This is a genomic window from Spirosoma humi (assembly GCF_054776575.1).
In genome coordinates this window covers 405,332-426,616 of the sequence record NZ_BAAHBR010000003.1, presented here as the reverse complement: position 1 = coordinate 426,616, position 21,285 = coordinate 405,332, and the positions used below count along the sequence as shown (strand labels likewise).

Annotated in this window: 17 protein-coding genes, 2 tRNA genes and 1 pseudogene; 11 read left to right on the top strand and 9 right to left on the bottom strand. The window is 49.4% G+C overall.

What is annotated here, in order from left to right; all coding sequences use genetic code 11:
• Positions 1-12 precede the first annotated feature (12 nt).
• Positions 13-822 carry an SDR family oxidoreductase gene (locus ACYU8Y_RS05405; RefSeq protein ID WP_460934963.1) on the top strand — a complete coding sequence of 270 codons (810 nt, stop codon included), beginning with the start codon at positions 13-15 and terminating at the stop codon, positions 820-822.
• 85 nt (positions 823-907) lie between these two features.
• On the opposite strand, the gene ACYU8Y_RS05400 is transcribed toward ACYU8Y_RS05405, so the two are convergent.
• Positions 908-1,651, bottom strand: a complete 744-nt coding sequence (locus tag ACYU8Y_RS05400) for a hypothetical protein (RefSeq protein ID WP_460934961.1) — start codon at positions 1,649-1,651, stop codon at positions 908-910.
• A gap of 54 nt (positions 1,652-1,705) precedes the next feature.
• Between ACYU8Y_RS05400 and ACYU8Y_RS05395 the strand changes: the two genes are divergently transcribed.
• Positions 1,706-1,778: transfer RNA gene (locus ACYU8Y_RS05395), tRNA-Lys, on the top strand.
• 44 nt (positions 1,779-1,822) lie between these two features.
• Here ACYU8Y_RS05395 and ACYU8Y_RS05390 read toward each other — a convergent pair.
• Positions 1,823-2,230, bottom strand: a complete 408-nt coding sequence (locus tag ACYU8Y_RS05390) for a DUF3127 domain-containing protein (RefSeq protein WP_460934959.1) — start codon at positions 2,228-2,230, stop codon at positions 1,823-1,825.
• 151 nt (positions 2,231-2,381) lie between these two features.
• Here ACYU8Y_RS05390 and ACYU8Y_RS05385 point away from each other — a divergent pair.
• Positions 2,382-2,463, top strand: a tRNA-Leu gene (locus tag ACYU8Y_RS05385).
• Between the two features lie 193 nt (positions 2,464-2,656).
• Here ACYU8Y_RS05385 and ACYU8Y_RS05380 read toward each other — a convergent pair.
• Positions 2,657-3,184, bottom strand: a complete 528-nt coding sequence (locus tag ACYU8Y_RS05380; protein ID WP_460934957.1) for a GreA/GreB family elongation factor — start codon at positions 3,182-3,184, stop codon at positions 2,657-2,659.
• Positions 3,185-3,850: 666 nt separating this feature from the next.
• Between ACYU8Y_RS05380 and ACYU8Y_RS05375 the strand changes: the two are divergent.
• From ACYU8Y_RS05375 to ACYU8Y_RS05365, 3 genes and pseudogenes are all read left to right on the top strand, one after another.
• Positions 3,851-5,113, top strand: a pseudogene (locus tag ACYU8Y_RS05375) (arsenic transporter); the annotation flags it as partial.
• Between the two features lie 228 nt (positions 5,114-5,341).
• A complete protein-coding gene (locus ACYU8Y_RS05370; RefSeq protein ID WP_460934955.1) occupies positions 5,342-6,619 on the top strand; it encodes an MFS transporter in 1,278 nt (425 codons plus the stop codon).
• Positions 6,620-6,776: 157 nt separating this feature from the next.
• Positions 6,777-7,778: a hypothetical protein gene (locus ACYU8Y_RS05365; protein ID WP_460934952.1), complete on the top strand. Its 1,002-nt coding sequence runs from the start codon at positions 6,777-6,779 to the stop codon at positions 7,776-7,778.
• A gap of 36 nt (positions 7,779-7,814) precedes the next feature.
• Here the strand turns inward: ACYU8Y_RS05365 and ACYU8Y_RS05360 are convergent, their stop codons facing one another.
• The gene (locus ACYU8Y_RS05360; RefSeq protein WP_460934950.1) at positions 7,815-9,209 is read right to left on the bottom strand and encodes a DUF389 domain-containing protein; all 1,395 of its coding nucleotides are present in this window, start codon (positions 9,207-9,209) and stop codon (positions 7,815-7,817) included.
• Between the two features lie 546 nt (positions 9,210-9,755).
• Between ACYU8Y_RS05360 and ACYU8Y_RS05355 the strand changes: the two genes are divergently transcribed.
• The gene (locus ACYU8Y_RS05355; RefSeq protein ID WP_460934949.1) at positions 9,756-10,844 is read left to right on the top strand and encodes a hypothetical protein; all 1,089 of its coding nucleotides are present in this window, start codon (positions 9,756-9,758) and stop codon (positions 10,842-10,844) included.
• 511 nt (positions 10,845-11,355) lie between these two features.
• On the opposite strand, the gene ACYU8Y_RS05350 is transcribed toward ACYU8Y_RS05355, so the two are convergent.
• Positions 11,356-11,844 (bottom strand): hypothetical protein, encoded by a 489-nt coding sequence (locus ACYU8Y_RS05350; RefSeq protein ID WP_460934947.1) that lies wholly within the window; start codon positions 11,842-11,844, stop codon positions 11,356-11,358.
• A gap of 36 nt (positions 11,845-11,880) precedes the next feature.
• Positions 11,881-12,432, bottom strand: a complete 552-nt coding sequence (locus tag ACYU8Y_RS05345; protein ID WP_460934945.1) for an RNA polymerase sigma factor — start codon at positions 12,430-12,432, stop codon at positions 11,881-11,883.
• A gap of 192 nt (positions 12,433-12,624) precedes the next feature.
• Between ACYU8Y_RS05345 and ACYU8Y_RS05340 the strand changes: the two genes are divergently transcribed.
• Positions 12,625-12,969 (top strand): DUF6249 domain-containing protein, encoded by a 345-nt coding sequence (locus ACYU8Y_RS05340; RefSeq protein ID WP_460934943.1) that lies wholly within the window; start codon positions 12,625-12,627, stop codon positions 12,967-12,969.
• A gap of 179 nt (positions 12,970-13,148) precedes the next feature.
• On the top strand, positions 13,149-15,581 hold the full coding sequence (locus tag ACYU8Y_RS05335; protein WP_460934941.1) for a TonB-dependent receptor: 2,433 nt from the start codon (positions 13,149-13,151) through the stop codon (positions 15,579-15,581).
• 76 nt (positions 15,582-15,657) lie between these two features.
• Here the strand turns inward: ACYU8Y_RS05335 and ACYU8Y_RS05330 are convergent, their stop codons facing one another.
• The 3 genes from ACYU8Y_RS05330 to ACYU8Y_RS05320 all read right to left on the bottom strand — a co-directional run bounded on the left by ACYU8Y_RS05330 (position 15,658) and on the right by ACYU8Y_RS05320 (position 18,340).
• Positions 15,658-16,278: a hypothetical protein gene (locus ACYU8Y_RS05330; protein ID WP_460934939.1), complete on the bottom strand. Its 621-nt coding sequence runs from the start codon at positions 16,276-16,278 to the stop codon at positions 15,658-15,660.
• On the bottom strand, positions 16,265-16,783 hold the full coding sequence (locus ACYU8Y_RS05325; protein WP_460934937.1) for an RNA polymerase sigma factor: 519 nt from the start codon (positions 16,781-16,783) through the stop codon (positions 16,265-16,267). The genes ACYU8Y_RS05330 and ACYU8Y_RS05325 overlap by 14 nt, the downstream gene beginning before the upstream one ends.
• Before the next feature lie 300 nt (positions 16,784-17,083).
• Entirely contained in the window at positions 17,084-18,340 is a 1,257-nt protein-coding gene (locus ACYU8Y_RS05320) for a hypothetical protein (RefSeq protein WP_460934935.1), read from the bottom strand.
• A gap of 259 nt (positions 18,341-18,599) precedes the next feature.
• On the opposite strand from ACYU8Y_RS05320, the gene ACYU8Y_RS05315 reads away from it, so the two are divergent.
• A complete protein-coding gene (locus tag ACYU8Y_RS05315) occupies positions 18,600-19,481 on the top strand; it encodes an alpha/beta hydrolase (RefSeq protein ID WP_460934933.1) in 882 nt (293 codons plus the stop codon).
• A gap of 70 nt (positions 19,482-19,551) precedes the next feature.
• Positions 19,552-21,177 carry a carboxylesterase/lipase family protein gene (locus ACYU8Y_RS05310; RefSeq protein ID WP_460934931.1) on the top strand — a complete coding sequence of 542 codons (1,626 nt, stop codon included), beginning with the start codon at positions 19,552-19,554 and terminating at the stop codon, positions 21,175-21,177.
• Positions 21,178-21,285 lie beyond the last annotated feature (108 nt).

Here is a 21,285-nt window from a genome sequence, read left to right as displayed (position 1 = left end):
GTGGCTGCAATTATGAAAGATAAAGTAGTACTCATTACCGGTGCTTCGTCGGGCATCGGCCGCGCCATGGCCTTTGCTTTTGGGCGCGAAGGGGCCAGTGTGGTTATCTGTGCCCGTAAAGCCGAAGCCCTTCAACTCGTTAGCGACGAATTACGGCAGGCCGGCATCAATGTATTTGCCCTGACGGCGGATGTCAGCGTTGAAGCCGATGTCAAAAAACTCATTGACCAGACGATAGCCCATTTTGGTCGGCTTGACATTCTCATCAATAACGCAGGCATGTCGCATCGCTCGATGCTGATCGACACCGAACCCGCGGTTATTCAGACCTTAATGGACATCAATTTCATGGGGACTGTGTATGCCACTCGTTATGCTCTCCCCTACATTCAGCAGGCCAAAGGGTCTATTGTCGGTATTTCATCGATTGCAGGCTACCGGGGGTTACCCGTACGAAGCGGATATTCAGCGTCGAAATTTGCCATGAATGGTTTTCTGGAAGCGGTTCGGACCGAGTTGCTGCATACGGGTGTGCATGTGCTGACTGCCTGTCCGGGTTTCACAGCCTCGAATATTCGTTTCTCAGCACTGGACGCGCATGGGCAGGCCAAAGGCGAGACCATGCGTGATGAGGGCAACATGATGACTGCCGAGGAATGTGCCGATCATATTTTACGAGCCGTAAAAAATCGCCGACGCGAATTGATCCTAACCACCCAGGGGAAAGTCACTGTTTTTTTAAACAAATGGTTGCCAGGCCTGATGGATAAACTGGTGTATAACACACTCGCCAAGGAGAAAGACTCACCGCTGAAAAAATGAACGATTGATTAAAGGATTGATTGGCCTATGCAAACCCCACTGACTGTCCAGGTAATCTAGCCGTAAATTATTCCAGTAGCCAACGCTAAATTATCCATACGTTGTCCCGCCGGATGAAGTAAAGATTATTGCGCCATAGAATGCGCAGGTAAATATCTTTAGTACCCAGAATACTGACCTTGTTGCCCCGACCGATGACTTCGACAATAGGAGCCGCTGCGGACGGATCGGTGCGAAGCAGAACCCGATCATGGCTGATAATACCTGACTGTACCCCTTCCGGCAAATTCGTGAAGACGAGCAGCATCAGTAAATAAATGAAGACGACCCATTTTTGCCGCGCCAGAATCGGCTGTTTCCTGAATGATTTGAGCAGCAGTACCGTGAATACGTAGCCTGCCGGAATCAGCAGGAACAGCAGCACATACAGGCCATATTTCCGATAAAACAGGTAAAAATAGTTTAGATCGTCCGTTTCATAGCCACTCAGGTTGTTGGCCCTGGCAATATCATTCATCCGGCGCAACACAACGTCGTCCGGGTGTCGCTCAAAATAAACGTCTAAATAATAGAGAAGCCGGGGCACATCGTTTTGTCGTTCATAGGCACTGGCCAGCTTCAGCAGCATCGGATCGGTGGCGGTGTGGCCTTCTGCCAGGGCCATTTCGTAAATCCGGGCCGCGTTGACCTGATCACCAGCCGAAAAGAGCGAATCGGCCCGCCGGAGTGAGTCGGATGAAACTATCTGTGCTTCAGCGAGTCCTGACAAAAAACAAAAAAATAGACTTATTTTAAGAGGAATGGCTTGGAATGAATGAAATAAGGCCATAATTTTGCACCACAATAAAAAACAACGACCCAACATAAGGGAAATTGTTTATCCGATTTGGTAGCTCAGCTGGTAGAGCAATACACTTTTAATGTATGGGTCCTGGGTTCGAATCCCAGCCGGATCACGAAAAAAAAGCCGCTTTCAGCGGCTTTTTTCATGTTGACCCTATCAGAAGGGCAGATCGTTACTTTCTTCTTCGAAGGCCGAATTGAACGACATCGCTGCCGGCTGGTTTTGCTGAGCCGGGCGTGCCTGCTGGGCCGGTGCCGACCGGGGAGTTGGGGTTGAGCCGCCCTCTCCTTCCGTCAGTTCGATCCGGAAAGCCCGCAATTCGGTATACCAGCGTTCGTTGTATTCGCGAGACTCGGCACTGAACGTCGCTTTTAGCGTATCGCCGGTAGCAAACTGTTTCAGATCTGCTACTTTATCGCCCCAAGCGGTTAAACATACTTTTTTAGGGTACGATGCATCCAGTGTTTCAAGGACGAACTCCTGCTTGCTCCAGGGGCCTTTTTGGCTCTGTCCCGATACTTCGGGCAGAACTTTTATGAGTTTTCCGACTAATTCCAGCGCCATATTACTTGGACTTTTAAACGTGATTTAGAATGATAAAAGTACGAAATTCTGGCCGTTCTGGGCCTATCTTTCCCGAAAAAAGGAAAAGTTTTCGGCCAGTATTTGGCATAATATGATGGGATTACTACATTTGCACCCACATTAACGAAATGGCCATGTGGTGAAATTGGTAGACACGCCATCTTGAGGGGGTGGTGCTGCAAGGCTTGGGAGTTCGAATCTCCCCATGGTCACCTAAAAAACTATATATCAAGCACTTACACTTAACAGTAAGTGCTTTTTTATTTTTCGGCCAAGTTAATTAGTACGATACTTATTACAAGTGTCGAAAACCATTGGGGATAGAGTAGCTTGGCGCTAAGCTCAACGTTTGAGGTGTCTATACTTATTATTCAGGGGCGAAAGCATCTGCCTTGGTGGAACGAGTTAATGTAGCGGACTAGGGTACTGTATACTAACGACTTCCATTACCTGCTGTCCCTGCGGAGAAGGCCACGAAACGGTTTCACCAACCCGTTTTCCCTGCAGGGCGCGGGCCAGAGGAGCGGTGAAAGCGATTAACCCCTGCCCAGCATTCGCCTGATCAACCCCGACAAGAGTAAAGTGACGTTCCGTTCCGGCGAACTTACCCGTTCGTGTCATCAGGCTGACCCTGGCCCCAAAACGAACCCTGTCCTGTTCTTGTGTTTCGACAACTTTAGCGATGGAAATACGCTGATTCAGGTTCGCGATACACCCATTGAGGAGGGCCAACTGCCGACTTCGCTCGTTTTGGTCATCTGTTGCAGCAGCGTGTAAATGGGCGCGCTGGGCTTCTAAGTCCGTAAGTTCCGCACGCAGTAGATCAAGCCCTTCAGGCGTAACGTAATTGGGCGTACCGGGTGGTAAGGGCGCGCGGGCCGGAATCACAACAGGGGCATCCGCGGTTTCATTTTTTAAAAAAGCGCTGCTCATTGGCTACCTACGGAACAATTTAGTAATATCTTCTGTGAGAACGACCGTATGAATTGGAATGTTTGTATTCGCTTCAGGCAAGTCGAATCCAGGGCACGAACGGCTTCTACAGTAATGTAGAGAGACCCGTATAGCCGTACCCTAAATCCGTGAGGAGCGGTCGGTCGCTACCCGACTTTGCGCACAAGTGGGCAATGTTCACTCAAGGACTCTACGAGGAAAGTAAATCGAAAAAACATCCCGGTGATGGCTGAAAGCGGCATGCGAAACAGCTTCAATTCCCATGACTGCCTGGAAAGTAGTCATTTGCGTCCGGCAACCCATATTAGTTCTAACGGCCCTAACGGACTGGTGCCAAAATATCTACTATTTGAGTAAAAATACCCACACAAATAATTAAATTAAACTTAAGTACTTTGTAAATAAAAATACTGCAAATCAAGCTATTGCCTTTACTCACATGGTTGTGGCATGGTTTTCTCTCTGGGCCGTCAGCATCATGGGCTACTCATGCGCTGAGGTTATCTTTTCTGCAGCGATCTACAGCTTAAGGTAAATTAATATGAAACTAATCGAAACTTAAGGGAGCCCGCTTTACTTTGTTGCTGGCTTTCGACTAAGGCTCAGTAACGGCAAACCCCATTCTTAACGACGAGTAGACAAGCTTATATGACTCATATTTTCATCTGGATCATTGTCTTTTTTTCCATTGCGGGTGTCATCATCCGACCCTTTAATATACCGGAGGCCATCTGGGCCGTTACCGGAGCGATTTTACTGTTACTTTTCCAGTTTTTATCCCTTTCTGAAGGCCTACTGGGTATTGCCAACGGCTTGGATGTGTATCTGTTTCTGACAGGCATGATGTTACTGGCCGAGACGGCCCGGGAAGAAGGTCTGTTCGACTGGCTGGCGGCTCACGCTACCAAACGCGCCCGGGGATCGGCCAGCCGCCTTTTTTTGCTGATTTATCTGGTAGGTGTCGTGGTCACAACCTTTTTATCCAACGATGCCACGGCTGTCGTGCTGACCCCGGCGGTAGCGGCCGCGGTTAAAGCAGCCAGGGTCAAAAATCCACTGCCCTACCTCTTTATCTGCGCCTTCATTGCCAACGCGGCTTCGTTTGTACTACCCATTTCCAACCCGGCCAACCTGGTAATTTATGGAAGTCATATGCCTCCCCTACTGGCCTGGCTAGTCCAATATACCTTGCCTTCCCTGGTGTCGATTGCCGTTACCTACGGGGTGCTGCGGTTCACCCAGCGAGAGGCATTGACTGAATCCGTTGCGACCAATATTGCCATACCAGAACTATCTCCCGGTGGTCGCCTGGCTATCATCGGCATTGCCGCTACGGCGGTCGTTCTGCTGGTCTCCTCCGCACTGGACAGGCCCCTGGGTCTGCCAACCGCGATTACGGGTATTCTCACAACTGGTCTGGTTCTGATTCGGGCGAAGCTGAATCCGTGGGTCGTTATCAAAGGTATATCCTGGTCTGTGCTCCCGCTGGTTGCGGGTCTGTTCGTTCTGGTAGAAGCCCTGGTTAAGACGGGTCTGATTCAGGAGCTAACGACCTTACTGCACGAAAGCACAACCCGTTCGGTAACCATGACCACCTGGGCGAGTGGTGTTGGGGTTGCGCTGACCTGCAATCTGGTCAACAACCTCCCTGCCGGGCTAATTACGGGTACGGTGGTGCAGGCCAGTCAGGTGCCCGACGTGATCAAAAGCGCCCTGTTGATTGGCATTGACCTGGGTCCTAATTTATCCGTAACAGGTTCACTGGCTACCATACTTTGGTTAGTTGCCCTGCGTCGGGAAGGGCAAAAGGTCAGCGCTTGGAAATTTCTCAAACTCGGCGCTCCAGTCATGCTAACCGCGCTTTTGTTCACACTGGGCAGCATCTGGCTATACTACCGCTTGATCTAGCCTCCCCTGCTAAAGCAACGTCAAGCTAGTTACCCGACAATACCCAGGCACCGCCAAAGGAGCGTCTTTTACTATAGTGTACTCATTTCCATCTTATTAACGACTCATCGTTATGAAACTAGCTCGCTCATATTACCCATTGGTTGCCCGATTCGGTCAAATGCCGTTTGTCAAATTCTCAGATAAACGGTGTGTTTATGCGTTCAGCCATCTACTCATTTACGCAAAATGATCGACGCGCCCGCTAGAACCCCCGAACATAAAGCCCATAAAAGTAGTCTGCGCGCTTTGGATGCGGCTAACTTTTTTCTGGCCGATGTCCGCGATGGGCTGGGGCCATACCTGGCTATTTATCTGCTCACTTCGTTACACTGGGATGCTCAGACAATCGGTATCGCGATGTCGGTGATGGGCATTGCGACTGTAGTGGCCCAGACACCCGCGGGTGCGCTGGTCGACCGCACGCGCCGGAAACGCCTTTATTCCGTAGTGGCATCCCTGTTGATTGCTACTGCGGCCCTGCTCACCATCAGCTGGCCACGCTACGGCGTTATTTTGGGCGGTCAGGCCATGATGGGAGTGGCAGCGGCCTGGTTTGCCCCCGCCGTTGCCGCCCTGACGCTCGGACTGGTCGGTCCCAAAGCACTCGATGGACGGGTGGGTCGCAATGAAACGTTCAATCATGCGGGGAACGTATTTGCTGCGGTCATGGCGGGCCTGATCGGCTACTTCCTACGAACGGAGGGAATATTTGTGTTGCTGGCCGTTATGTCACTGCTCAGCAGCCTAGCGGTCTGGCGCATCCGCGAAAGCGATATCGACCATGAACTGGCGCGCGGTAAGGGAGCGGAAGACGAGCCGGAAAATCCGGACGAAAAGCCAACCGGAATCCGGGCGATATTGGGCAACCGATCTGTTTTATTTTTTGCCTTGGCCTGTGTGCTTTTTCACTTTGCCAATGCCGCTATGCTTCCCTTACTGGGACAACGACTGGCGAAAGGCATCAACGCCGGGGCTTCATCAGCATACATGTCGGCCTGTATCATTGTGGCGCAACTGGTCATGATTCCCGTTAGCCACCTCACGGGTAAGTTGGCACCCAAAGGACGTAAGCGATTGTTACTCCTTGGATTTGCCGTACTCCCCATCCGTGGTCTGCTCTACACGCTGACAAACGATCCCATACTGCTGGTCGCTATTCAGATTCTGGATGGCGTTGGTGCGGGTATATTCGGGGTACTTTCTATTCTGATCGTCTCAGATTTAACCCGCGGCAGTGGCTTATTTAATACCACGCAGGGCGCTATTGCTACGGCCGTCGGACTGGGCTCTTCGCTTAGCAACGTCTTTGCGGGTGGTCTTCTCCAGCGAACCAGTTACAACATTGCTTTTCTGACATTAGCGGCTCTGGCCCTTGTCGCCCTGGCCGTTTTATGGTTTTTCGTGCCGGAAACGGGGCCACAAGGAAAAAAGGTAACTCCCGGTGAAAAGTTTGCCGCCCACTAGAGCAGGCCGAAACGGGGCATTACCTAATAATACCTTACTAACAGTGAACTGGGTTTATCACATACCCAACGCGGTGTTTTTATTAGTTCATGAGCGTACTCAACTCCAAACTAAGCGGTATCAAAACCTAATAAAGGCTGTTTTCTTCAATCATAGCATGCGCAACCAACGAGTTCCATCCATTTATACCCTTGCAACCGGCTTTCTGGTAGTCGCGATGTTGACGGGTTGTTTATCGGGAAGACAAGCCAGTTCCACCCTGACGAGAGTGGCTAGTGACCAATGCGATATTGATTCCAGCGGAACCTCTGGTTACGTGTTTCATCCGGTTACGTTAGAAGCTGGTTCCCCGGAGGATTCTTTACTGCGGCATCGCTATGGAGAGCGGGGGCTGCGCATGGCGCAGGCCGTTGGCCTTACTCGCCTGTTGGTGCAAATAACCCAGTTGGAACAACAGCAGAAAGCAGATCAGCCAGCATCGAACGAGTACCTATCCCTGCGACAGAAACTGACCGACCAGCTTCAACTGGCCAGCTTTGATATTGCTACGGCGGCTGCCCTGGTTAACTGTGACAGTAAACGGGCAACGCTGACGGCTACCCTGCTCACCCGCCGGGAAAACAGTCGGGAGAAGCGGATGACCATCAGTGCCATCACCATTGGTGCCGTTGCCATCATTGGTGCCAGTCTTTTAAATCTGGGTGAGCACCACGAGACCGCCGACTGGCTTCACCTCGCCGGTGGTCTCGGTGAGGGTGGTTTAGGGGTGCTGGCCTTGCGCCAGAAGCCTCCCAAAGCCGAGTATTTACACTCGCGTAATCCCCTGCGCGATATCTGGAATCACCCGAAAACATCGACCGTTTTTCCACCTCTGGTTTGGTACTACCTGAATCAACCTAAATCCGGGAATACGCCCTCGCTTGTTGAGGTGTTACGTAATCGATGGGAATTACTGCTTTCGCTGGATGCGGGAGCCAAACGTGTCCGGCCCCACAGGCATCGGGAGGTGGCTTATTTCGACGATGGCGACACCTACACGGCCGAAGAACTAACCGTTCGGGCAGCCATGCTGGGGCAGTTGGAAACCGAGATCCAGCTTATGAACAATGATCTGACCATCCTGCTCAACGAAATCGTCCGGCCCATTGCGAAGCGTTAATTGGTTTCGTAACGGGCATTGATACTAGCCGTCGGCCTATTCCACCAGCAGCTTAATCTTCCTGCTTTTCGTGCGGCTCTGGAGCCATCTTTCAATACGCTGCCGCTCGGCCGGGGTATGTCGCCGGGAGAATTTAGCATACACCAGCAGTACGGTGTCTGGTTTCGTGTTACTCTTGTTCATCACCAGCGAACGAGCCGCCGTAAACGTTTGTACATCAGGCATAAAGGCTTTAAGCTCGTCCCGCAAATCCACAACCGGTAGCCGTGAGGTTTGCGTTAGTTCAATGTACTGATGAAGTGAGTCGATAAGCTTATCCTTTTGGGCAATGGACGACTGGCTGAACTTGATCACCTGATCGGTAACGGTATTGGTAATCGCATCGACATTGATAGGCACATCTTTAAAACTACCCTGGTGGACAATCAGTTGCGCGTCGTCCAATCCATACTCGGGCATTTTCGCCTTCAGCAGGTTGATCGAGTCGGTAGGCAAGGGTTCGCCAACCAGGGTTAGCTCCACACGACTTTGGGTACGATTGAAATGAGCATCGTACTTAATTACCTGCCGGTATTGAAAATCGCATTCGTTGGTAACAAATCGCTTCGCCGACTGCTCGAAGATCGTCTTGCGCACAATCTGATACCCCAGATACGTACTGGGAACAATGGCAATGAGTACCGCTACCCAAATTGTTTGCCGTACCCGCCGTTCTACTTCAGGCGTCGGGTAGTCTTTCTGATGATAGCCCAGGAAGCGTACAATCAAAAAAGTAGCCAGGCTGATGCAAATTCCGTTAATCAGAAACAGGTAAAATGCCCCCGCGAAATAATACAGATTACCCGTAGCGATTCCGTAGCCTGCCGTACACAGCGGAGGCATCAGCGCGGTAGCGATGGCCACGCCCGGAATGACATTCGTCACTTTCTCCCGGCGCGAACCAGCAACAATGCCCGCCAATCCACCAAAAAATGCCACAAGCGCATCCCAGACCGTAGGCGACGTACGGGCCATCAATTCGGATTGAGCGAGGTGCAGCGGGCTTACCAGGAAATAGACCGTTGAGGTTAACAGGCTGATAAAGACGGCAATCCCTAAGTTTTTCAGCGCCCGCTTGATCATGGCCAGATCATTGATCCCCACTCCCATACCAATACCCATGATAGGACCCATGAGTGGAGAAATAAGGAAAGCTCCGGTAATGACGGCCGACGAGTTGATATTTAAACCAATGGAGGCAATGAAAATAGCAAAGATTAATGTCCACAGATTTATGCCCCGAAATTCAATTCCTCGGCTAACCGACTGAATGACTTCTGCTTCGTCATCCTTATCGTCCTCTAAACTGAAATGTTCCTTTAGAAACAGACCAAATCGGGCAATGAAATTGGGAGTTTTTGGTTGAGGTTTTCTCTGAATAGTACCTGCCATACCTGAAGAACAGGTTTCAAAAATGGAATGTTTACCAAGCCCTTTTAATCGAATATTAATGTGTTGTTAATCAGCCCTGACGTGCTCTTGTCGATTTACGGACGCTTATCACCCTTATTCAATTTATAAGACAGACCCTAGCCCACTAAGCACCTTGGCTTGAATTATTTCCTGATTTGTTATTTTGGTGATTTCGCTTGGCCTTCTTCCGTTTTCAGTTTCGATATTAATTTGCTGGCATTCAGACTTATCAACAACGGAGTTAACTTGGTGGGCACTCCTTTACGCATTGCTATTTATGTCCGTGAGCATCGTTTTAATCAGAAGAATTCTAAGGTTACAGCGCTATAAAAAATAATTAATCCTAGCTCGTACAGTCCTGTCCGACACGTTTCCATATTGCGATCGGTGAAAAGAGGAAACTGTATAGTACAGTCGGTTATGCAATAAATTACTGTCTGAAGTGATGTATATACGTAGTCATGATATTGAAAAAACTAGTTTTCATTTTGAGTAGTAGAAGTATATCAATTTAGTGTTTCTTGAATGCATTGGCTCTTTGAAAAACTTCATATTACAAAAAGACGACAAACTATACACATAAGCACGATGGAAAGGGATAGTAAAGAATACAAGCGTCCTCCTAGTTTTGAGTTGAAACGTCCAATGGGAACTGGTGGTACTGCCAGCTTCGCAGCCGTATCAAGTCGTCAACGCTCAACAGGTGAAACTGTTGGAAGAGCTGTATTGCCTACTTTACCTGGAAAGAGTAGCGGTTTGAAGCGGGGTTATCGTGATAAAATCAATAGCGCTGTCAAAGACTTAAACAAAGCTACTGACTCGAAAAAGAAGATTAAGTTGAGGAATAAAATTCACTTAAAGTATGTACAGTGGATATCAAAACTTGGGCAGGATAAAATAAAAAATGCAGATAAGATTGAAAAAATCAAAAAATGGTGGGCTGAGGTAGAACCAATGCTAGAAGAAACAGACATCCCTACAGTAATGTCAGCACCAGCCGTAGTATCAGCCCCTACTACGGTTGTAGCGCCCGGCCCCAGACCACGTACCAGAAGAAGGCAAGAGGATGGACCGCTCTATACTACTGCTGATCAAGGTCAACAACTCAAAGATTGGATCGATGAAGTAGGAGCAATGATTGTACGTGGCGAATTCAGAAATGCATACAATGAACTTACAAATGTTGTCAAAGCTAATAACTTCGGCATAACTGTAAAAATTATTGAAGGTTCTGGAAATCCATTGGGTTTAGCCCAAAAAAACATGTCATTCGCCAGTGAGGGGGCAATTACATTGAAGTTGTCGAATGACCTCACTTGGCTTGACAATGCAGACTCAGCCAAGAAGATTTTACCAATGCATTTAGAGGAGTACATGCATCAGTATCAGGCACGCACCAATTCTTTTTTGTCTCCCCACACCGCAGCTTTTAAGGGAACCAATATTGTGCCGGACATAAGCGATACAAGGGGTATTGAGGATGGAGATTATGACGAAATTGACGTAATGGCCAAGCTACATGATATGGGCCTAAACGTTGAAGAAATTAAATATGTAGAGCGTTACGAAGAGAGAGGAGAATTTTGGGAATGGTTTAAAAAACAACCAAGATGATTAATTAATGAACTAAGATTTGCTTTGTAAAATAATTCACGTGAATTATTTTACAAAGCAAAAAAGAAGGCTATCGGTGAAAGAGCTAACCGCTCCTTCCCGATTACGCCATCGATGATGCCGACCCATGCGCCAAATACATTCACCACACTGTTCAGCAAACCAAACAGAACCGGAAGATTCTGCCCGGCCAAAAGCAGGCATAATCTTAGCTTATAGATGAAGCCAAGGTCACCTTCATTTACTACACGAAAATACAGGTCTTAGCAAATATTATAGAAGTATTACAGTAAGATACTTAATAGTAATAGACAACTGATAATCAACTATATTCACCTAAATAATTTTATTTCTGGACAAGATGAAGCCCTGGTTTCCTGACAGCAGCCGTGATGAGGACATTTGATCTTTATCTACCAAGGCACCGCTCCTTTGGTTCGTACGAGGTTTCCCGGTGGATACCTTTAGGCTCAGCTACTTACCGCCTATCTGACACCTAACGATCGCCTGATTAATACTTTACCGTTAGATTCTGCCTTACAGAATAATCGACTACCAGCAGAACACTGACGGCGCATATGGTCAATGGGTAACTAACGGGTAGGGCATCGAGGGTTCCTTCCAGGCCGGAAAGAAAACGATCCAGGTCCGACGGTGTGGGTTGAGCAGGAGCAGCAGGAAGGAGAAGCACGCAGAAAAGCACGATCAACAACAGCGATGCGGCCACCATATACCATACGCTGGGGCGAATGATGGGCGCCAGCGGTTTTGGCTGCGAAACCACGACCTGTTGCAGTACCCGACGAGTGAAGGCAGCCGACGGCTTCTCGACAAGGGTATGTGCCTGTAAAAGCTGAATCAGGGCGGCTTCGCGGACCGCGTCCAGTTCCGATTCAGCCTCCACCCGTTTCATGATGGCCCTGGTAAAGTCAGCACCCGGTTTGTCGGGACCAGCTTTCTGGACCAGCCTCCGGAACCTATTTTCTCTTTCGTCCTCCATAAATCAACGGACAGGTTACATCGACAATCGGTTCATTTACAATAAAAAACGCAACTGCTCTTCCAGAACTTTTCGGGCCCGGAATAATTTTACCTTGATATTGGCTTCCGATAAGCCGGTGATTTCTTCAATCTCCCGGATCGACTTTTCGTCAAGGTAATACAACGTGATGACTAATCCTTCTGTTGCTGGTAATCGCCCGATAGCCTCTTTGATGTATGCCTGCTGTTCGGAGGCCTGCAAATGTTCCAGCTGAGGACTCTGGTATTGAGGCTCATAGACTTCGGCAATTTCCTCGCGAATTGGAACCGTTGCCACTCGCTGTTGCTCCAGCTTGGTAATGGCCACCCGGTAAACAATGGTGTAGAGCCAGGTGGAGAACTTCGATTTCCCCTCGAACCGGTGAAGTTGCTGATACGCTTTGACAAACCCTTCCTGCGCAGCGTCTTCGGCATCTTCCGCATTTCGCATGACGCGCAACGCAATCGTGAAGGCCATGTGCTTATACCGATCAACCAGAAACGCATAGGAAGCCGAGTCTCCATGTTTAACTTTATCGATATAGACCTGATCTTCCGGTTGCTTCACGAGCCGATTGATTAATTTGACAATCCATTTACGCGACTTGCCCCATTAGACCTTCGTTTTCAACAGGAGGTTACAGCCTAAGCCTAGTTTATTTTCAGGCATAAATTTTTGTCAAAAGCTGTAACCCAATTTTTGTTTCGCCTGTCATATGGGCGAAAATCAGTCAATTAAACTTAACAGACGAATAACGATATGAGTGGTGACGACTTAAAACATATACTTATAGCCCTTGGCGCATTTGCCGGTATTTTCGGAATCGTGTATGTATTCCTGATGACACGGTCCCGGGAGCGGATGGCCATGATCGAACGGGGGGTCGATGCGTCCATATTTTCGAGCAATAAATCCATTTCGCATACCCTGAAATTCGGCATGCTATTCGTCGGTATTGCCATCGGAATGATCGCTGGGGATATTCTGCACGACTATTACGGATTCAGCAAAGGCACCTCTTTCCTGTCCATGGTATTTTTATTCGGGGGGCTCAGCTTAATCCTCAACTTCATTATTGAACAGCAGTTGGCCAAGAAAAAGTAACTCCCCGTTGAACTCTCTCCCGACCTTTGACGGCCGATAAAGCTAGATAATCCTTTCCCCGCCTGATTCTTATCGGGTACAACCAACAGCCTTTCTGTTTCTGTGATTTCTTCCGTAAAAGAGCCTGAATCTCTTATCGGGATCGCCTTGTCCTTTTCAATCGATTAGCCCCTAAATCTATGAAAATCATCAATATACTTTTGGTATTAATACTCCTCTTATGTGTGCACATTGGGGTTGCCCAAAAACAAGCAGCAGGCTATTCCATTCGCGGAACCATTTCGGATTCAGCCAACCATAACCCATTGACATTCATCACGGTTTATCTGATAAAAAAACCAACAACCGTCCTGAAATCAGATTACTCTAAAGCGGATGGCTCCTTTTCGTTCTCAGGTCTGGATTCTGGTAGCTACTCGCTGGCTATGGTGGGCGTGAGTTATCGGAGCAAACGGATTTCGGTTGAGCTGACAGACTCCAGTCAAAAAACAAACGAATTAGGTGATATACCGCTCAGTCCAGACGTCGTGGGGCTGAACGAAGTGGCCGTAACGGCGACGAAACAGATTGTAAAGCAGGAGATCGACCGGATTGCCTACGACATCCAGGCTGATCCAGAAAGCAAAGTAGTCAATGTGTTGGAGATGATGCGAAAGGTGCCGCTGCTTTCGCTGGATGCGGAGAATACTATTCTGATGAAAGGGAACGGCGATGTTAAGATCCTGATCAATGGGAAACCGTCGAGTATGATGGAGCGAAACTACAAGGATATTCTGCGGAGTATGCCCGCATCGTCCATCGAACGCATCGAAGTAATTACCTCGCCCCCGGCTAAATACGATGCCGAAGGCTTGGCGGGAATCATCAACATCATCACCACCAAAAAGCTGGATACTGGCTACAACGGTTCTCTCAACCTCAGCGAACGATTCCCTACGGGTGGGCCTGGTTTGGGCGGATCAATTTCGGCCAAGCTGGGCAAATTCGGTATCTCTGCTTTTGGTGGAGCCAGTCGGCAACACAATCTCCCCATCCGGGCTGGTGTTCAGCGAACAACTACAGGAGAACAACCGACTACGCTTTTGCAGGAAGGCACGTCAGGGTCGGAGAACCGAACGGCCTACCTGGGTTACGAAATGAGTTATGAGATCGATACGCTGAACCTGCTTTCTGCCCAATTTAACCTGAATGGCAGTAAGTTAACGGGCAACGCCCTGCAAACCAGTACCCTGATGGACTCGGATATTCGGCGGCAGGGGTATGATCTGGAAACGAATCGCCGGGGGAATGGCAACGGCGTAGACGCATCCCTGAATTATCAACGCAGCTTTCGGACGGATAAAGCCCGTTTGCTAACCTTTTCCTACCGGTATTTATCGTATGCTGACCAACAGCAAAGTACGTTGCATATTACCAACCGGGTGAACTACACCATGCCCGACTATCGGCAGGTAAATGACCAGCGTTTTACGGAACAAACCGTTCAGGCAGACTATGTTCATCCGCTCAAGAAACACCAGATCGAAGCGGGTTTGAAAGGAATAGTACGGAATAACCAAAGTGATTTCCAGTACGCTGTGGTGGATTCAATAACACGCCAGTTTGTGACTCAGCCGACGATCGGTAACCGCTTCAGAAATACGCAGAATGTGTTTGGCGGGTATGCCTCCTATCAGTATGCCGCCAAAGGCTGGGGGGTGAAAGCAGGCCTGCGTATAGAGCAGACCGTTATTGATGCCGATTTTATTTCGTCTGACTCCCGCGTAAAAAGAACATACGTCAACCTGATTCCTTCGGTGTCGGTCAATCGGAAATTCAAGAATACAGGCGGCCTGACCTTGGGCTATACACAACGGATTCAACGGCCGGGCATCAACCAGCTAAATCCGTTTGTCGATCGCTCCAATCCGAATTTCGAGCGAACCGGCAATCCTGATCTTCGGCCTGCGCTGGTCAATGACATCCAGATCACGTTCAGGGGAGCCAGAAAAGCGCAACTGTCTATAGGAACGGGATTCACATTTTTCGGGGACCTCGTTTTTCAGGTTTCCGTTTATGATTCAACCACAAAAATTACGCGGACCTCCTATGGAAACACCGGTACGGCGAAGCTCCCAAACACATTCGCGAACCTCAATTATCCGATTACTAAACGGTGGACAGTGAGTGTCAACAGCCGGGTCGCGTATGGGATGGTGCGGGGTTTAGTGAATGGTGTGCTGATTAAGAATGCAGGATTCATGTACAATATCGCGGCTTCGACCAATTATCGACTCTCCAAAGACTGGCGGCTGACGGCCAATCTGCAGTTGAATGGACCCGGGGTAAACTTACAGGGGAAGACCAATAGCCTGGTGGGTTCTTCATTCAGTGTCAACAAAGACCTGATCAAAGACAAATTATCGATGGCGGCTTCGATCAGCAATCCATTCCGCACTTACCGGGAAAACCGCACCAGTACATTCGGTCCTGATTTTCAGCAGAATAATTTCCGGTGGGATTACTTCCGGTCATTCACGGGCAGTCTGAACTATACATTCGGAAAGCTTAAGGAATCAATCAAAAAGAGCAAGCGCGGCATTCGTAATGATGATCTCTCAACCGGCAATTAGCCTCAAGAAAGACAGAGCTTTGACGAAAATAACCTTTACAACGGCAGAATCCGGCTTATGTTCCCGATAAACAGGTTTACTCCTGATACTCATGCAGCAGCAACTTCAACTGCTGAAGCGGTTCGACAAAACTTTTTCTGTTTTCGCTACGAATAGCTCCGTAGCAGGACAACAGCGTAACAACATAGGTAATGAGCGCCCCCACGGGGTAGGTACGTACGCCACCCGGTACGTATATCGTAAAAACCAGGATAACCCCGATGGCCGCACTGATCGGTATGAGCAGCCGCTCATACCGCTTCTTAAACGTAAAAAAGCTGTTCAGTAATTGGTACTGCTCCGATACGTAGTCGCGAATCGACGACGGCTCCTTACCCGTAAGCCGACCTTTAGCGACTCGCTTAAACTTGTTCATCAGAACAATGGTAAAGGGAAGGTACAACAGCATAGCCGACAGGCTCAGCAAACGAATGTTCGGTTGTGACCAGTATTTAACGATAAGGTGGCTACACATAGCATAAACGATCAGTTGCAGAGTAAACGAAGCCCAGAAATAACGAAAACTGGCTTTCGTATGCTTACCTACCCTGGACGTGACGATTTTCCGGAGGGAGGCTTCATCCAGCAGCTGCCCATCAGCAGCGGAGGCTTTGTTGGATGGCTCCCAGTGGTGCTTAAGTTGATCAAGAGTTGACATTATCAGGCGAGTTTGCTTGTTTTTTGAGTTGTGCTTCCAGTTCCTTTTTGATGCGTACCAACCGCACGCTCACATTGGATTTTGTCAGGCCGGTAATCGTGGCGATTTCGTCGTAGCTCACCTCGTCTAAGTACAGAAGCACAATGGCTTTGTTTAACGGGGACAAGGTGGCGATGGCCTGAAAAAGTGCCTGCCGCTGTTCTTCCTCGGGACCAGCGGTCTGCTCCGGTATCTGCTGGTGACGGAGCGAAAGGCTTTCCCAGTTCGTGCGGCTGGATTTCCTATGCCAGGTTAGGGCCGTGTTCAAACACACCCTGTACATCCAGGTGGTGAAGCTTGACCGTTCGCCGAAACTTGGAAACCCTTTCCAAAGCTGATACAACATTTCCTGCAACAGATCGGCCCGATTCTCCTGGTCCTGGCAGTATAAGCGGCAGACCTTATGGGCAATACCCAGGTGGTCATTGATCTGGTTAAGAAAGGCTTGTTCCAACTGGGCGGCCATCGTCCTGATACGTTAAGGTTTTACACTGTAACCTACCAGTTAGTAGCCAGTTATACTCAAAAACTACATCCTGTCCGAAAAATTTGGTTACTCTCCTTCGGTATTTGCTACCGCCAGCCGCCCGCTTCCCGCTGACTCTGACTCACTTCCAGTTGGGTTCTGAGCTGACATATCTGGTTTCCCTCGACAAAATCATGCGCCTGAGCGGCAACGAAGTTTTATGGGCGAGGCCTCGCTTCCCGTTGGGCTTACGTATCGCCGGGAATTGGCGGACCAGCTACGGTAATGATGAATAGACCCTTAAAACGGGTGTTTGCCCAGGGCGGGGGTAAGAATAACGCCATCACGGGGTTCTCGCAGGAGAATACTCTTCTCGTTTATAAGTGCTTTTAAGGATTCGTTGGCCAGGGTATCCAGCAAGCGGTATTTCAACTGGAACGTTTTGGTCCGGTTGTCTGGCTGAACCCATTTCATGATCTTACAATGGCAATTGGCGTTTTCCGGCGTATTGGTTACCTCCTCCAGTGATCCGCCCTGACCCTGTTTGATAAACACATTCCGGATGCCGATCATATCGTTGCCGTCTCCCATATCGAAACTCCAGGTGGTGGCAATGCTGGTGAGGTAACGCTTCCCTTTATCCAGGCGCAACAGGGCATGAATGGGTGACTCCACGTTGCCGCTCTTGTTCTTCACCCGCGAATAGATGGAGACCAGCGCCGGTGCTTCAAACTGCATGTAGCCAATATGGTCGATGTTCGCCCCGTGTCGATTGAAAATAAAATAACCGTCCTTGTAAATGATCTCCACCAGGTTGTTGGCCACCTGATGAAATCGGTTAGGATCGTTGGCCCTTGCCTGGGGCGCTCCCGTGTAATACAGCCAGATACCCGACAAACTGTCAATTTCAGCCTGCGTGGGCTGGTACGGAAGAATATTCAGGTCGCGCCGAATGGTGGCCCATTCATTCCGGTCGGCGATCCAGCGCGCCGTGACTACGCCAAGTAAGCCCAGACAACTAAGTAAGCCGATCAACCAGACCCGTGCCTTTTTCCGGGAAGAAGCCTTCAACTGGGTTGTCAACGCTTCTTTTTCCTGCTGGCAAGTGGCCAGTTGCTGCCGGAGTGCTTCCTGCTCATCCAATCGTAGTGCCACGGACGCATCGACACCTTCGATCAGATTGGCATCCTGCGGATTTTGGGTGAACCCCTTTCGGCCAACGCCATACAGGTAAATGTAACAGGCATCGATCAGAAATGAGCGCGGATTAGCCACGAGTTGATGGAAAGCATCTTTTACCTGCACCCCCGTTATGTCGTACTTCCGATGCGGATAATCTACCTGTTTCGGGTTGGGATCAGGCGGATAGGCCTCGTGGTTCAGAACCTGGGCCGTATTTGGCAATTCGTTACTGATCGAACTGAGTACCCTGGCAATGCCCTCGTAATTTTTCGGATTGGTATTTCGTATAATGCGCTGTCCTGTCGCGCGTTCATACGTGTCGATGACTTTCGTAAGTAAGTACCTGACCTCCTCCTTACCCGTCTTTATTTTCATCTAATCTATTAATTTCTAGCCGTTTATGAAAATTCCGTAACCTTCATAAAATTTCCGAAAGATACGACTTCATTTAATAAGCCTGATACCGGTATATCTATACCCCTGGCAGGATGATTTTACCGAACGCTCGCCTACATTTGACTACTCTTCTTTTTGTACAAAATAATAACGAATAAAATCCACTATCACCACGCGGCCTGACAACAGCGTCAACCAGGTATTAATATCCAGAAATCACCAAATCAGTCCATACATAGTGAAGCAACCTATAACCTCCCTCCGTCAGTTACTATTCATTTTTGGTTTCTTTCTTACCCTTCCGCTCCAGGCGGCCAAAGTCGATTCGCTCGATGTACCCAGCGCGGTTATGAAAAAGAACCTGCGGGCGGTGGTCGTGCTACCCGACGCCTACGCATCCGGGGGTAAAAATAAAACGACCTATCCGGTGCTTTACCTGCTCCACGGTGGCTACGGCCACTTTAATGACTGGATCACCAAAACGCCCGACAAAACCCTGATTCACCGGCTCGCCGACCAGTACAATCTCATCATTGTCATGCCGGAAGGCGAGGTGTTCAGTTACTACCTGGACAGCCCCATTGTCAAAGACAGCCAGTTTGAAACCTACCTGACAAAAGAAGTTATCGACAAAATCGACAATACGTACCGGACCATTCGTACGCCCAAAGGCCGAGTTATTACGGGCCTGTCGATGGGTGGCTACGGTGCGTTGTACCTGGCAACGCGCCACCCCGACCTCTATTGCGCGGCTGGCAGCATGAGTGGGGCACTGAATCTGGACATGAATACCTGGAAACTCCCGCCCGATGCGTTCAAAAATATCCGAGCCGAATTTGAAAAAATTCTGGGGCCATTCAGCCAATCGCCCGACGGCTGGGCTGCGTATTCGGTGGTGGGTATGGCCGACAAGATGAAAACGAACGGCTTGAAACTGGTTATCGACTGCGGGGTAGACGATTTTCTGATCGAGCCCAACCGGGAGCTACACCGTCGGTTGGTTTTCAACCAGACACCTCACGATTACAGCGAACGGCCCGGCGGCCACAGCTGGGAGTTCTGGCAAAACGCCCTCCCCTATCAAGTGCTGTTTTTCAGTAAAGTGCTGAGTAGTAACTAAGCCGTCCCATTGCCATGACAAGCTTTCGCGTGTCCCAATTTTTCAACATAATAGTCAACCCCTAGCATTCATGAAATTCAAAACAACCCTTTCGTCCCTGCTGGTAATCGTGTTACCACTGCTGGCCGCTGGACAAACTAAAACCGAAACGACCGACCCCATTGTGGCCGGTAAAGGCATCGCTACCGTACCCACCGCATCCGGCTCGGTTCGGGGTTACATCCACAACGGCACGTTTACATTCAAAGGAATTCCTTACGCCAAGGCAGAGCGTTTTATGGCGCCTACTAAACCCGATTCGTGGACGGGCGTTCGCTCGTCGATGACCTACGGGCCCGTTTGCCCGATGGACGTCACCACGACCACCTACGATGAGATTGAATTTCCCTTTCATCATAACTGGGGATACACCAATGAAAACTGCCTGAGCCTTAACGTCTGGACACCCGAGATCAACACTAAAAAAGGCCGTCCTGTCATGGTCTGGCTACACGGGGGCGGATTTACGGCCGGTTCTTCGGTGGAGCTACCGTCGTACGATGGCGAAAACCTGACCAAAAAAGGGGACGTGGTTGTCGTTACACTCAATCACCGCTTGAACGTGCTGGGTTATCTGGATCTGTCCGCCTATGGGGAGAAGTATAAAAATTCCGCCAATGCGGGTCTGATGGATTTAGTATCGGCCTTACAGTGGGTCCAGCAGAATATTGCTCAGTTTGGGGGTGATCCCGCAAACGTAACCATCTTCGGCCAGTCGGGCGGGGGCGGCAAAGTAACCAGCCTCATGAATGCCCCTTCTGCGAAAGGTTTATTTCACAAAGCCATTGTTCAAAGTGGTAGTTACATCACTAGCTTCACCGAAGCCGACCTGGCCCGAAAAGTAAGTGCGGCCTTGCTCGCGGAGTTAAACCTGCAGCCAAATCAGGTCGATTCCCTGCAAAAAATAGCCTACGAGCGGCTGAATGCGGCCAGCAAAAAAGCCATTCGATCGGTAGCCGAGAAGTTGAAAGCCGACGGAAAACCAGTTGCCGGACTGGGCTGGGGGCCCGTTCATGATGGAAGCTTTCTGCCGTATCAGCCCAATGAACCAGCCGCGATAGCGCTGTCGAAAACGATTCCGCTGCTTGTAGGGTCGACCAAAAATGAGTTTACTCCGTTCAATCCGGCCACCCGCAACCTGACGATGGAAGGGGCCAAAGACAACCTGCAGAAAAAGTATGGCGATAAGGCCGATGCGTATATGACAGCGGTGAAAAAGGCGTACCCGGAAACGGTCAAGCCGTCTGATTACACGGACATCGATGTCAATTTCCGTCCGCTTACGGTTCAGCAGGCCAATGCAAAAGCCATTCCGGGAGCGGCTCCTGTGTATATGTATCTGTTTACCTGGCAGTCGCCGGTAATGGATGGTATCTACAAGTCCATGCACTGTATGGAACTCCCCTTTGTGTTCGACAACATTGACCTTTGCGAAGAAATGACGGGCGGTGGCAAAGCCGCGCATACGCTGGCCGACAAAATGAGCCGGGCCTGGATTTCTTTTGCCAAAACGGGCAATCCGAACCATAAAGGCTTACCAAACTGGCCCGCCTACACACCCGAAAACGGCGCAACCATGATTCTCGACAATACGAATCAGGTGAAAAGCCATCCCGATAAAGAACTGTTGCAGATCGCTACGGGAAAATCGATGTAGGCTTCTGACGGATTTTTTTTCGACACGGTTAACATGATTTTTTGTCATTCCTCGGGATGACAAAAAACGTCCTCGAAAATTCCCGCAAAAAACATGTCAATCCGAACG